General features: G+C 61.7%; 13 protein-coding genes. 2 read left to right on the top strand and 11 right to left on the bottom strand.

The window, feature by feature from the left end; all coding sequences use genetic code 11:
* Positions 1-254: 254 nt before the first annotated feature.
* From RLEG4DRAFT_RS19060 to dusB, 5 genes are all read right to left on the bottom strand, one after another.
* Complete coding sequence (locus tag RLEG4DRAFT_RS19060) at positions 255-572, bottom strand: hypothetical protein (RefSeq protein WP_003579097.1); 318 nt, start codon at positions 570-572, stop codon at positions 255-257.
* A 151-nt stretch (positions 573-723) separates the two neighbouring features.
* Positions 724-1,713: a potassium channel beta subunit family protein gene (locus tag RLEG4DRAFT_RS19055; RefSeq protein ID WP_003579096.1), complete on the bottom strand. Its 990-nt coding sequence runs from the start codon at positions 1,711-1,713 to the stop codon at positions 724-726.
* Positions 1,714-2,262: 549 nt separating this feature from the next.
* Positions 2,263-3,714, bottom strand: a complete 1,452-nt coding sequence (gene ntrC, locus RLEG4DRAFT_RS19045) for a nitrogen regulation protein NR(I) (protein WP_003579094.1) — start codon at positions 3,712-3,714, stop codon at positions 2,263-2,265.
* Complete coding sequence (locus RLEG4DRAFT_RS19040; RefSeq protein WP_003579092.1) at positions 3,711-4,865, bottom strand: two-component system sensor histidine kinase NtrB; 1,155 nt, start codon at positions 4,863-4,865, stop codon at positions 3,711-3,713. The genes ntrC and RLEG4DRAFT_RS19040 overlap by 4 nt, the downstream gene beginning before the upstream one ends.
* Positions 4,862-5,881 carry a tRNA dihydrouridine synthase DusB gene (gene dusB, locus RLEG4DRAFT_RS19035; RefSeq protein WP_003579090.1) on the bottom strand — a complete coding sequence of 340 codons (1,020 nt, stop codon included), beginning with the start codon at positions 5,879-5,881 and terminating at the stop codon, positions 4,862-4,864. The genes RLEG4DRAFT_RS19040 and dusB overlap by 4 nt, the downstream gene beginning before the upstream one ends.
* 142 nt (positions 5,882-6,023) lie before the next feature.
* On the opposite strand from dusB, the gene RLEG4DRAFT_RS19030 reads away from it, so the two are divergent.
* Together RLEG4DRAFT_RS19030 and RLEG4DRAFT_RS19025 are read left to right on the top strand one after the other, a co-directional pair.
* On the top strand, positions 6,024-7,241 hold the full coding sequence (locus RLEG4DRAFT_RS19030; protein WP_003579088.1) for a bifunctional 2-C-methyl-D-erythritol 4-phosphate cytidylyltransferase/2-C-methyl-D-erythritol 2,4-cyclodiphosphate synthase: 1,218 nt from the start codon (positions 6,024-6,026) through the stop codon (positions 7,239-7,241).
* Positions 7,238-7,741 carry a CinA family protein gene (locus tag RLEG4DRAFT_RS19025; protein ID WP_003579086.1) on the top strand — a complete coding sequence of 168 codons (504 nt, stop codon included), beginning with the start codon at positions 7,238-7,240 and terminating at the stop codon, positions 7,739-7,741. Before RLEG4DRAFT_RS19030 ends, RLEG4DRAFT_RS19025 begins: the two co-directional genes overlap by 4 nt.
* Before the next feature lie 23 nt (positions 7,742-7,764).
* On the opposite strand, the gene RLEG4DRAFT_RS19020 is transcribed toward RLEG4DRAFT_RS19025, so the two are convergent.
* The 6 genes from RLEG4DRAFT_RS19020 to lpdA form a co-directional block, all read right to left on the bottom strand.
* Positions 7,765-8,217: a type II toxin-antitoxin system RatA family toxin gene (locus RLEG4DRAFT_RS19020; RefSeq protein WP_003579084.1), complete on the bottom strand. Its 453-nt coding sequence runs from the start codon at positions 8,215-8,217 to the stop codon at positions 7,765-7,767.
* A gap of 9 nt (positions 8,218-8,226) precedes the next feature.
* Positions 8,227-8,823, bottom strand: coding sequence for a hypothetical protein (locus tag RLEG4DRAFT_RS19015; protein WP_003579083.1), 597 nt, complete (start codon positions 8,821-8,823; stop codon positions 8,227-8,229).
* Positions 8,824-9,038: 215 nt separating this feature from the next.
* The gene (gene lipA, locus RLEG4DRAFT_RS19010; RefSeq protein WP_003573330.1) at positions 9,039-10,010 is read right to left on the bottom strand and encodes a lipoyl synthase; all 972 of its coding nucleotides are present in this window, start codon (positions 10,008-10,010) and stop codon (positions 9,039-9,041) included.
* A 40-nt stretch (positions 10,011-10,050) separates the two neighbouring features.
* Entirely contained in the window at positions 10,051-10,299 is a 249-nt protein-coding gene (locus RLEG4DRAFT_RS19005; RefSeq protein ID WP_003579081.1) for a GlsB/YeaQ/YmgE family stress response membrane protein, read from the bottom strand.
* Between the two features lie 37 nt (positions 10,300-10,336).
* Complete coding sequence (locus RLEG4DRAFT_RS19000; RefSeq protein WP_003539329.1) at positions 10,337-10,591, bottom strand: GlsB/YeaQ/YmgE family stress response membrane protein; 255 nt, start codon at positions 10,589-10,591, stop codon at positions 10,337-10,339.
* A gap of 98 nt (positions 10,592-10,689) precedes the next feature.
* Positions 10,690-12,135 carry a dihydrolipoyl dehydrogenase gene (lpdA, locus tag RLEG4DRAFT_RS18995; protein WP_003579079.1) on the bottom strand — a complete coding sequence of 482 codons (1,446 nt, stop codon included), beginning with the start codon at positions 12,133-12,135 and terminating at the stop codon, positions 10,690-10,692.
* Positions 12,136-12,151: the final 16 nt, after the last annotated feature.

Here is a 12,151-nt window from a genome sequence, read left to right as displayed (position 1 = left end):
CCCGCAAAAATAAAATTCGAGCTCAGGCTTGAGGATTGCCGATAATACGGGGAATTTTTCGAGGCCTGAATGCTTTGAGATACGGCTGCTAGTATAAATTCACCGTCACTCAGCGGTCCTCGATCACCGCAATCATACACACCCTCCCATGTATGGCCTGCCGTTTTGTATCGGATAAACGTCCAGGCACCGGTAAGGAATAGAGCCGCCAGCAAGATTAGGAAAAATCTCAATGCATTGCTCCCTCAAAAGCCTCAACTCGCATAGGCTTTCGTCACCACATAAATGACCACGGGAACAATGAATATTGCAATGACGACCATCCAAGCCTGCCTATAAAGCTGGAATCTATTCTTCAATGCCAACGGAATAAACGGGCTGCTCGGGTCTATCTGGGGGAGCGCCTTCGACCTTTTAGTGACAAGGTTCGGCCCGTATTTGTTGATCTTATTTGTCAGTTGCTCGAAGGCGATGAGCATGCAGACATGAAAAATTGCTGCCGCGATGAGACATCCGATCGCGAAGACTTCCAAGAAATGCATCACCCCGCCTGCCTCCGCCCGCTTCGCCACCGTTTCGCTCTACCATTGTTGGTCTGGCCTGTAGAGGGAATTCTGTTTCATCTAATGCGCGTCGCGATCTCCGGATACGCTCCGCGCTTTAGATCTTTATTTCTACCATGTCGTTGGCAGCAACCCGCTGCGCAGCTTTGCGCTAAAGGCTTTAGAACCGACGCGGTTCTTCCGGCTTGTTTCCGGCAATCGCGTCGATCCGGGCCATCACGTCGGACGTCATCTTTTCCCGATGTGAAAGGGCCGCGAGATTATCCTGCAGCTGGCTGGCGCGCGACGCGCCGAGAATGACGGTCGAGACGTTGCGATTGGCGAGGCACCACAAAAGCGCAAGATGGGTGGTGGACAGGCCGATCTCATCGGCGAGCCTTGCGAGCTGGCGCACCTTTTCGAGCTGGGCGCGGCCGGCATCACTGGACCACTTCTCCTTCAGCCATTCATAGCCCGGCAGATTCATGCGGCTGTCAGCCGGCACACCGTCGCTGTATTTGCCGGTCAGGACGCCCGAGGCGAGCGGTGACCAGATCGTGGTGCCGAGGCCGATGAGGTCGTAGAGAGGGAGATAGTCAGATTCGACCTTCTGGCGTTCGAAAATATTGTACTGCGGCTGCTCCATGGTCGGCGGCGTGATGCGCAGATCCCGGGCAATGGCATAGGCTTCCGTCAGTTGCTGCGCCGACCATTCCGACGTTCCCCAGTAGAGTACCTTGCCCTGGGCGACGAGATCGTGCATCGCCCGGACGGTTTCCTCGACCGGCGTGTCGATATCCGGGCGGTGGCAGAAATAGAGGTCGAGGTAATCGACCTGAAGCCGCTTCAGCGCCGCGTGGCAGGCATCGGTCACATGCTTGCGCGACAGGCCGCGCTGCGTCGGCTTCTGACCGCCCCAAAAAACCTTGCTCGAGACGACGAAGCTGTCTCGGCTCCAGCCAAGCGACTTCAGCGCCTCGCCCATGACGATTTCGGACTTGCCGCTTTCATATCCTTCGGCATTGTCGAAGAAGTTCACCCCGTTGTCATAGGCGAGCTTCATCAGGTCGACGGCGTCGCCTCCGTTGACCTGCTTGCCGAACGTGACCCATGAGCCGAAGGAGAACTCGCTCACTTGCAAACCCGACTTTCCCAAACGACGATATTCCATCATGCAGCTCCCGAAAATAATGAACTGGGCCGGCCTGTCACCGGCGTCGCGCGATCGATCGACGACCGACTGGCGTAATCTATGGCATGCGCGATGATATGCGAGCCGTGTCTGCAAAGAAAAAGGGCGCTCGACGACATCAGCCGGAGCGCCCGTTGCATGCAATCGACGACGTTTGCGGCGGAGGTCGACAGCAGCACCTGGAGATGACGAGATTCGGAACGGATTGGCAACATACAAATGGAATTGGGACGTTATCGCCCGCCGATCGACCCCTGTCATCCACCACTTATCCACAGCCTATCCACAGGCGCGGCGGCCACGATCGCAGCAACTTCAATGACATTCGCCCGGCGGCAAACCATGCCTCGCAAACGTCATGTGACTGTTGAATGACACTGCGCTTTTGTTTGTCCGCCCGGATATAAACCGCGGCCCGGCTCGGCTAGATTCAATTCTCTTCCCGACCGTGGCGGCGGACGCCGGGAGGAAGTGGGCGGTGGGCAACATGAGGGCCCGCCGCCCTCTTTTCATTCAGCCAGTTTTCATTCAGGCAGTGCGCGAGCTTCTGTAGACCGAGACACCCAGCTCCCTGATCTTCTTGCGCAAGGTATTGCGGTTGAGACCGAGAAGATCGGCCGCCTTGATCTGGTTGCCGCGTGTCGCGGTCAGCGCAGCGAGGATCAGCGGATATTCCATTTCCGTCAGCACGCGGTCATAGAGGCCCGGCGGCGGCAGGTTTTCGCCGAAGCCGGAGAAGTAGGTGCGCATGTTCTCCTCGACGGCTTGCGCGATCGTCATCGAACCGCTGCGGATCGGCCCCTTGTCGATCGGGCTGTCAGGCACGTCGGAGCGCAGCTCGGCATCGATGATCTCGCGGGTGATGACTTCCTGCGGATAGAGCGCCATCAGACGGCGAATGAGGTTTTCCAATTCGCGGACATTGCCCGGCCAGGCATAGGCCTTCATCAATTCCAGCGCTTCCTGATCGAAGCGCTTGGTGCCGAGGCCTTCCTTCTCCGCCTGTTGAATGAAATGGCGGACCAGATCGGGAATATCCTCGGCGCGGTCGCGCAGCGGCGGCAGGCGCAGCGGCACGACATTGAGGCGGTAATAAAGATCCTCGCGGAACAGGCCCTGGTTGATCGCCTGTTTCAAATCCTTGTTGGTGGCGGCGACGATGCGCACGTCGGTGCGGATCGGGGTGCGGCCGCCGACGGTGGTGTATTCGCCCTGCTGCAGCACGCGCAGCAGCCGGGTCTGGGCGTCCATCGGCATGTCGCCGATTTCATCGAGGAAGAGCGTGCCGCCTTCGGCCTGCTCGAAGCGCCCTGTCGAGCGGGTCTGCGCGCCGGTGAAGGCGCCCTTCTCGTGGCCGAAAAGTTCCGATTCGATCAGGTCGCGCGGGATCGCCGCCATGTTGATCGCGACGAACGGGCCGTTGCGGCGTTTGCCGTAATCATGCAGCGCCCGGGCGACGAGCTCCTTGCCGGTGCCGGATTCGCCGGTGATCATCAGCGTCAGGTCGGTCTGCATCAGGCGGGCGAGCACGCGATAGATTTCCTGCATCGCCGCCGACCGGCCGACCAGCGGCATGCCGTCCTGCACGTCGTCTTCCAGCTTGGCGGGCCTGCGCTTCGGCTCGGCGAGCGCGCGGCCGATGATGCCGATCAGCTCGGTCAGGTCAAAGGGCTTCGGCAGATAATCGTAAGCGCCCTTCTCGGAAGCCTTGATGGCGGTCATGAAGGTGTTCTGCGCACTCATGACCAGGACGGGCAGTTCGGGGCGCGCCTTCTTGATGCGCGGCAAGAGGTCGAAGGCGTTTTCGTCGGGCATCACCACATCGGTGACGACCAGATCGCCCTCACCTGCCGAAATCCAGCGCCAGAGGGTAGCGGCGTTGGAGGTGATGCGAACGTCATAGCCGGCGCGGCTCAGAGCCTGGTTGAGCACGGTCCGAATGGCCGCATCATCATCTGCAACGAGGATCGTAGCTGTCATCGAAAAGGTCCTGTCGAGCTTGCGGAAGAAGCGTCTTCGAGCGAGGCGTCCTTCGACACCGGCATGAGGACGCGGAATGTCGTGCGGCTGTTCTGGCTGTCGCATTCGATAATGCCGCCGTGATCGCCGATGATCTTGGCGACCAGCGCCAGGCCGAGGCCGCTGCCGTTCGTCTTGGTGGTGATGAAGGGATCGAAGAGGTGCGGCAGTAGATCGGCGGGCACACCGGGGCCATTGTCATGGACGCAGAATTCCAGCGGCAGCGAGATTTTCTCGCGCGTGCCGGCGACCGAGAGACGGATTCCGGGGCGATAGGCCGTGGTCAGCATGATCTCGCCATCCGACCGGTCGCCGACCGCTTCGGCGGCGTTCTTCACCAGATTGAGGAAGACCTGCACGAGTTGGTCGCGATTGGCATAGACGGCCGGCAGCGACGGGTCGTAACTCTCTGTGATACGGATGTTGCGGGCAAAACCTGCCCTGGCGACCGCCTTCACGTGATCGAGCACGGAATGGATGTTGACCGGCATGCGGTCGACTGGGCGTTCGTCGGAAAAGACTTCCATGCGATCGACCAGCGAGACGATGCGGTCGGTCTCGTCGCATATCAGCCGGGTCAGCGCCCGGTCGTCATCGACCGCCGACTGCTCGAGCAGCTGGGCGGCGCCGCGGATACCGGAGAGCGGGTTCTTGATCTCGTGCGCCAGCATCGAGGCGAGGCCGGTCACGGAGCGGGCGGCGGCGCGATGCGTCAGCTGCCGGTCGATCTTGTCGGCCATCGAGCGTTCCTGAAAGACGATGACGACGGCGCCCGGCTCGCTGAGGACGGGGGCGACATAGAGATCGACGAGCTTGTCCTGGCCGAGACGCGGCGAACTCAGGTCGACACGATACTCGTTCACCGGGGCCTTGCGCTCGCGCACCTGATCGATCAGGGCAAGCAGCGGGCTGCCGAAGGGAATGAAGGTCGAGATGCGGTAACGCGCCAGATGCGAGGCGCTGGCGCCGAAGAAGGCCTCCGCCTCCCAATTGGCGAAAACGACGAAGCCGGATTCGTCGACCATGACGACCGGGTTCTGGATGGCGTTGAGCACAGCCATGGCGACGGTTCCGCCGGCGTGATCGGGCGGAGAAGTCGTATCCTTCGTCATGCCGCCTCCCGGCTGTCGACAACTGCTGATGCCAGCGCATCGTAAAGGCGCCCGGCCACCTCGCGCGGATCGCGGGAGGTCATGATCTCGGCCTTTTCGCTGCCGGCGAGATCAGGGGCGAAACGCTGGAGGTACCAGCCGAGATGCTTGCGGGCATGGCGGATCGCCACCGCCTCGCCGTAGAATTCGAGCATCATCCGGTAATGTTCGACGGCGATGTCGGCGATCTCATGTGACAGTGGCTCGGCCGCACCTGATATGACGCCGGCATGCCATGGCCTGCCCTGGCAGCCCCGGCCGATCATCACGGCATCGGCGCCGGAGCGGCGGAGGATTTCCTGCGCGTCCTCAGCGGTCTCGACATCGCCATTGGCGATCAGCGGGATGGAGATCGCCTCACGGACGGGACGGATCGCATCCCAATCGGCGCGGCCTTCGTAGAATTGCATGCGGGTGCGCCCATGAATGGTGACGAGCTGAATGCCGGCCTCTTCGGCACGGCGGGCGATCTCGGGCGCGTTGATCGAATTCTCGTCCCAGCCGAGGCGCATCTTCAGCGTCACCGGAATATCGACGGCCTTGACCGTCGCCTCGATGAGGCCGAGTGCATGATCGGGATCACGCATCAGCGCCGAGCCGGAATAACCGCCGATCACCTTCTTTGCCGGGCAGCCCATGTTGATGTCGATGATATCGGCGCCGTGATCGGCGGCGATCTTTGCCGCCTCCGCCATCCAGTGCGCCTCTCGGCCGGCGAGCTGCACCATATGCGGCCGGAAGCCCGCAGCCTTCAGCCGCGACCAGGATTCAGCCGTGTCGTTGACCAGTTCGCGGCTCGCCACCATTTCGGTGACGACGAGGCCGGCGCCGAAGCGCCAGGCGAGCTCGCGGAACGGCATGTCGGTGACGCCGGACATCGGCGCCAGCACAACGCGGTTCCGCACGGAGACATCTCCGATTCGGAAAGGCGCTGCGAGGTCCTTGGAAATCAATTGATTATCTTTCAGGCACACCATGGAACTGCATTATTTTTAGCCATAGATCCATGTCTTGCCAAGGGGGCTCGGTTCGGAATCGATATTTTTTGGGCAGATGCTGGAAAAGGCCAAAGCAAGAGGTTAGAGCACTCCGGTCAATTCCGCATAATTTAGGGGATTTATGCTGCAAATGCCTTCCAAGCAACCGATATCGGCTGGAATTGTCATCGTTGCCGCCGGCCGCGGCGAGCGCGCAGGATCCTCCCAGGAAGGCCCCAAGCAATATCGCCTGATCGGCGGCAAGCCGGTTATCGTGCATACGCTTGAAAACTTCATGACATGGGAAGCGGCGACCGAGATCGTCGTCGTCATTCATCCCGACGACGAGGCGCTGTTTGCCAAGGCGTTCCGCCATATCATTTCGGCAACGCCGATCACAACGGTGCATGGCGGGCCGACCCGGCAGCAATCGGTGCTGGCCGGCCTCAGACACCTCAAGGAGAAGCATGTCAGCCATGTGCTGATCCATGATGCGGTGCGGCCGTTCTTCGACCACGTGCTTCTCGACCGCATTGCCGAGAGCCTTGGCGACGGCGCGCAGGCGGTGCTGCCGGCGACGCCGGTAACCGATACGCTGAAACGCGCCGATAGCGCCGGCACGGTGCTGACGACGGTTTCACGCGAGCAGCTCTTTGCGGCGCAGACGCCGCAATCCTTCGCCTTCGAAGCAATTCTCGACGCGCACGAGAAGGCAGCGGCAAGCGGGCGCAGCGACTTTACCGACGATGCCTCGATCGCCGAATGGCTCGGCATTCCGGTGACGATCGTCGAGGGCACGCCCGACAACGTCAAGCTGACGGTCAAGAGCGATATCGCCATGGCCGACGACAAGCTGTCAGCGCCATCGCTTCCCGATGTGCGCACCGGCAATGGTTACGACGTGCACCAGCTCGAAGCCGGCGACGGCGTCACGCTCTGCGGTGTGTTTATTCCGCACGACCAGAAGCTCAAAGGCCATTCGGATGCCGACGTCGCGCTGCATGCGCTGACCGACGCGTTGCTTGCCACCTGCGGCGCCGGCGATATCGGCGATCATTTCCCGCCATCCGACCCGCAATGGAAAGGCGCGGCCTCGCGGATCTTCCTCGAGCATGCCGCCCGGATCGTGCGTGAGCACGGCGGCACGATCATGAATGCCGACGTCTCGCTGATCGCCGAGGCGCCGAAGGTCGGACCGCATCGCCAGGCCATGCGGGCGAAACTGTCGGATTATCTCGGCATCGATATCGAGCGCTGCTCGGTGAAGGCGACGACCAACGAGACGATCGGCTTCGTCGGCCGGCGCGAGGGCATTGCGGCGATCGCCACGGCGACCGTCGTCTATCGCGGGGGGAAATGATGAGCCTTTTCCCGCAGGATATCCTATCGGCGGCGGAGACGATCATTCGCGACTTCACCGCCGCCGGGCTGATGGTGTCGACCGCCGAATCCTGCACCGGCGGGCTGATTGCCGGGGCGCTGACCGAGATCTCCGGTTCATCCGCCGTCGTCGACCGCGGCTTCGTCACCTATACCAATACCGCCAAGATCGAGCTGCTCGGCGTACACGAGGAAACATTGCTGCGGTTCGGGGCGGTCTCCGAAGAAACCGCGCGGCAGATGGTGCATGGCGCCCTCTTCCGCTCGCGCGCCGCGATCGCCGTTGCCGTCACCGGCATTGCCGGTCCCGGCGGCGGATCGGCCGAAAAACCCGTCGGCCTCGTGCATCTTGCCGCCAGGTCACGCGCCGGCGCGCTCCTCCACCGAAAGATGCATTACGGCGATATCGGCCGCAGCGAGGTTCGGCTGGCAACGGTCCGGACGGCGCTTGATATGGTGCACTCGCTCCTCGCCGGCTGATCGCCGAGCCTGATCTCACCGTCTCAGGCCGTCGTGTAGATCCTGTTTGCCCTGGTCTCGAAGGCTTCCGTGAACATGCGGAAGGCGCGGTCGAACATCGAGCCCATCAACGCCCCGAGAATGCGGCTCTTGAACTCGTAGTCGATGAAGAAATCGACGGTGCAGCCGCCGGTCGGCGTCTCGGCGAAATGCCAACGATTGTCGAGATACCTGAACGGGCCATCGATATATTTGACCTCGATGACGTGCTCGGCGCGGTTTAGCAACACCTGGGTGGTGAAGGTCTCGCGGATCGCCTTGTACCCCACCGTCATGTCGGCAACCAGCAGGATCTTGCCGTCGCGCTCCTTGCGGCTCCTGATGGCGAGGGCTTCGCAGAGCGGCAGAAATTCGGGATAGCGCTCGACATCGGCAACGAGGTCGAACATCTGATCGGGCGTGTGCGGGACGGGACGATGGGTTTCGAATTGCGGCATAGGCGGCACTTAAGCGGGCGCGCGGAGAAGATCAAGAAGCTCACGCATCTGACGGCGGGATTTTAGCTGAAGAACCGGCACGTCAGGGCCGTGCTCGGCGAGACCGGCAACGATGCGCGGCGCGAACTTCTCTTCGAATGTCCAGATGAAGCAGAGGAATTTCCAATCGATCTTCTCTGTACAGCCCGGGGCCATTTCCGGGCGGGTGCGACCGATCCACTTTACCCATCGGCTGATCGCACCCCAGATACACAGAAGCCGCGGTATACGGACCCAGACCACGACATCGGTCCGCGGCATCCGAATGTCCAGCGACGATGTATTGGTGCCATCCATGATCCAACGGTCTTCGAGGATCCTGCTGGCAATGATACCTCGCTGCTCTGCCCTGTCGCGCGTCACCCAGCCGGGAAGCCAATAAACGTCGCGGTCGAGTGAAATGTAAGAAAGCCCGAAGCGCCTGGCAATCGTCAGCGACAGAGTGGATTTTCCGCCGCCCGAGCAGCCCACGACGAGAATGCGTCGGGCTCTTCGAATGTCCTGCGCCGCCTGTTTAATGTCGGTAATCTGCTGACGCAGCGGCAACTCTGCTCTCTGATCCATCATGTCATCCTCGGCCCTCGCCACCACTGCCTGCCCCTCACCCTAACCCTCTCCCCGTAAACGGGTAGAGGGGACGTGCCAAACGCAGCGTTAAGGTTGAAGAGGCGGGTGCGGCATATCACCTTCTCCCCGCAAGCGGGGAGAAGGTGCCGGCAGGCGGATGAGGGGCATGCGGCGATCTCGGGGGCGAGGATATTCTCCTGTCGCGCGCCCCAACCTTACTCAGCAGCGATCAGCAGCTTCTTCTCGCGCGCCGCTCTCAGCCGCGCAAAGTCGTCGCCGGCGTGGTGGGAGGAGCGGGTCAGCGGGCTGGAGGCGACCATCAGGAAGCCCTTGCTGTAGGCGACGGTCTCGTAGGATTTGAACTCGTCTGGAGTGACGAAGCTTTCGACCTTGTGATGTTTGCGGGTCGGCTGCAGGTATTGGCCGATCGTCAGGAAATCGACATCGGCGGTGCGTAGATCGTCCATCAGCTGCAGCACCTCGTTGCGCTCTTCGCCGAGGCCGACCATGATGCCCGATTTGGTGAACATGGTCGGATCGAGTTCCTTCACCCGCTGCAGCAGGCGGACGGAATGGAAATAGCGGGCGCCGGGGCGAACCGTCAGATAGTTGCCGGGCACGGTCTCCATATTGTGGTTGAAGACGTCGGGCTTGGCGGCGACGACGCGCTCCAAGGCACCCGGCTTCTTCAGGAAGTCGGGTGTCAGGATCTCGATCGTTGTTGCAGGCGAGGCCGCGCGGATCGCCCAGATCACCTTTTCGAAGTGCTCGGCGCCGCCATCTTCGAGATCGTCACGGTCGACCGAGGTGATGACGACGTGAGACAGACCCATCTCCTTGACCGCCTTGGCGACATTCTCCGGCTCGGCCATGTCGAGCGCGTTCGGCTTGCCGGTGGCGACATTGCAGAAGGCGCAGGCGCGGGTACAGATCTCGCCCATGATCATGAAGGTGGCGTGCTTCTTGTCCCAGCACTCGCCGATATTCGGGCAGCCGGCCTCCTCGCAGACGGTGACGAGCTTGTGCTCCTTCACGATCGCGCGCGTCTCGGCATAACCCTTGGAGGTCGGTGCCTTGACGCGGATCCAGTCAGGCTTGCGCATGACTTCCGTATCGGGCCGGTGTGCCTTTTCCGGATGCCGCACGCGCTTGGCGTCGGGATTGATCGTGTCGAGAATGGTCACCATTGCAGTATCAGCTTTCCGCCGCCCCTACGCGGCATGATCTCTAGCGCCGCACCAGCCGCGCAAGGAATATCAGCAGGCAGGCGCCAAGGAAACCCGTCACGAAGTAACCGAGCCGGCCGCCGACCAAGGCGAGGTGAAACTGCGCAAGGATGGCGCTGGCCACGACCGAGCCGACGATGCCGAGCACGATATTCAGAAAAATCCCGTATCGCGCGTCCATCAGCTTGCCGGCCAGCCAGCCCGCAAGTCCGCCGATGATGATTGCCGAAATCCAGCCCACGCCTTCCATGCCTGCCCCTACCCTCAACTTGCCCTTCAGTTGCGCCTCAAGCGACCGCCCTGGCGATCAGCACCACGATAATGGCGCCGACCGTGGCGTGGATGATCTGCACGACCAGCGCGTTTTCAATGCCCAGCGAAATGCCGAGCGCGCTGAACAGATAACCGCCGACGAAGGCGCCGATGATGCCGCTGAGCAGGCATCTGATCAAGCCGCCGCCACCGACGACCAGACTGGCGAGGAAGCCTGCAACCAGGCCAATCAACAAAAACACCAGCAACGCCTGCGTCTCCATAGACATGATGATTTCCTTTCGTTTTTTCCAGCCCCCGGGTGATGGCTAGGCCATCCCGGAGGATGGCTTCGCCGCCTCGGGATAGAGGGCAGCCCTGGAAATTATCAAGCGTTCAGCACGCGGCCATAGGCATCGAGCACCGCTTCCTTCATCGTTTCGGAAACTGTGGGATGCGGGAAGATCGTGTGCATCAGCTCTTCCTCGGTCGTTTCCAAGTTCATCGCGACGACGAAGCCCTGGATCAACTCGGTAACTTCGGCGCCGACCATGTGGGCGCCGAGCAGCTCGCCGGTCTTCTTGTCGAAGATCACCTTCACCATGCCCTGGTCCTCGCCAAGTGCGATCGCCTTGCCGTTCGCCGCGAAGGAGAAGCGGCCGACACGGATGTCGCGGCCGAGCTCCTTGGCTTTCGCTTCGGTGAGGCCGACGGAGGCGACCTGCGGGTTGCAATAGGTGCAGCCGGGAACCTTGCCCTTGTCCGTCGGGTGAACATTCGGCAGACCGGCGATCTTCTCGACGCAGACGACACCTTCATGCTCGGCCTTGTGCGCCAGCATCGGCGGGCCGGCAACGTCGCCGATCGCATAGATGCCCGCGACATTGGTCTTGCCGTAACCATCGGCGACGACACAGCCGCGATCGGTCTTGATGCCGAGCGCCTCGAGGCCGAGATTTTCGATGTTGCCCTGAACGCCGACGGCCGAAATCATCCGGTCGGCGGTGATCTGCTGGACCTTGCCGTCTGACGTCTCGACATGGGCGGTGATGCTGCCGGCACCCTTCTCGACCTTGGTGACCTTGGCGCTGGTGAAGATCTTGAGGCCGCGCTTTTCAAGCTGCTTGCGGGCGATGGCGGTCACTTCGGCATCTTCGACCGGCATGATGGTCGGCATGACTTCGACAACGGTCACGTCGACGCCCATCGAGCGGTAGAAGCTTGCGAATTCGATGCCGATCGCGCCCGAGCCCATGACGATCAGCGACTTCGGCAGCGCATCCGGCTTCAGCGCCTCGAAATAGGTCCAGATCAGCTTGCCGTCGGGCTCGATGCCGGGCAGCGCCCGCGGGCGGGCGCCGGTGGCGATGATGATGTGTTTGGCGGTATAGGTGCCCTCGCCCTTGACATTCTTCGGCAGCGGGTGCTGCGGCTCGACCACCGGCTTCGACGACTTGCCGACGACGATCTCGCTCGGCTTGGTGATTTTTGCTTCGCCCCAGATGATGTCGATCTTGTTTTTCTTCATCAGGAAGCCGACGCCGGCATTCAGACGGGCGGAGACGGCGCGCGAGCGGCCAACGACGGCCTTGGCATCCGGCTTGACAGTGCCTTCGAGAACCAGGCCGAAATCCTTGAAATGATTGGCGTGATCCAGCACCTCGGCCGAGCGCAGCAGCGCCTTGGTGGGGATGCAGCCCCAGTTCAGGCAGATACCGCCCATATGCTCGCGCTCGACGATCGCGGTCTTTAGGCCGAGCTGAGCGGCGCGGATGGCGGCAACATAGCCGCCGGGACCGGAGCCGATGATGATGACGTCGTAGGATTCAGCCATGTGTTTCCTGCCCTTG

Source organism: Rhizobium leguminosarum bv. trifolii WSM2297 (assembly GCF_000271845.1).
Note: the sequence above shows the minus strand (reverse complement) of the source record. Positions and strands in the feature narration are given on the sequence as shown.

What these genes read in the sequence shown, in the direction of transcription:
- RLEG4DRAFT_RS19055 (WP_003579096.1), bottom strand. Translation starts at nt 1,713, where the DNA reads ATGGAATATCGTCGTTTGGGAAAGTCGGGTTTGCAAGTGAGCGAGTTC.
- ntrC (WP_003579094.1), bottom strand. Translation starts at nt 3,714, where the DNA reads ATGACAGCTACGATCCTCGTTGCAGATGATGATGCGGCCATTCGGACC.
- RLEG4DRAFT_RS19040 (WP_003579092.1), bottom strand. Translation starts at nt 4,865, where the DNA reads ATGACGAAGGATACGACTTCTCCGCCCGATCACGCCGGCGGAACCGTC.
- dusB (WP_003579090.1), bottom strand. Translation starts at nt 5,881, where the DNA reads ATGGTGTGCCTGAAAGATAATCAATTGATTTCCAAGGACCTCGCAGCG.
- RLEG4DRAFT_RS19030 (WP_003579088.1), top strand. Translation starts at nt 6,024, where the DNA reads ATGCTGCAAATGCCTTCCAAGCAACCGATATCGGCTGGAATTGTCATC.
- RLEG4DRAFT_RS19025 (WP_003579086.1), top strand. Translation starts at nt 7,238, where the DNA reads ATGATGAGCCTTTTCCCGCAGGATATCCTATCGGCGGCGGAGACGATC.
- RLEG4DRAFT_RS19020 (WP_003579084.1), bottom strand. Translation starts at nt 8,217, where the DNA reads ATGCCGCAATTCGAAACCCATCGTCCCGTCCCGCACACGCCCGATCAG.
- RLEG4DRAFT_RS19015 (WP_003579083.1), bottom strand. Translation starts at nt 8,823, where the DNA reads ATGATGGATCAGAGAGCAGAGTTGCCGCTGCGTCAGCAGATTACCGAC.
- lipA (WP_003573330.1), bottom strand. Translation starts at nt 10,010, where the DNA reads ATGGTGACCATTCTCGACACGATCAATCCCGACGCCAAGCGCGTGCGG.
- RLEG4DRAFT_RS19005 (WP_003579081.1), bottom strand. Translation starts at nt 10,299, where the DNA reads ATGGAAGGCGTGGGCTGGATTTCGGCAATCATCATCGGCGGACTTGCG.
- RLEG4DRAFT_RS19000 (WP_003539329.1), bottom strand. Translation starts at nt 10,591, where the DNA reads ATGTCTATGGAGACGCAGGCGTTGCTGGTGTTTTTGTTGATTGGCCTG.
- lpdA (WP_003579079.1), bottom strand. Translation starts at nt 12,135, where the DNA reads ATGGCTGAATCCTACGACGTCATCATCATCGGCTCCGGTCCCGGCGGC.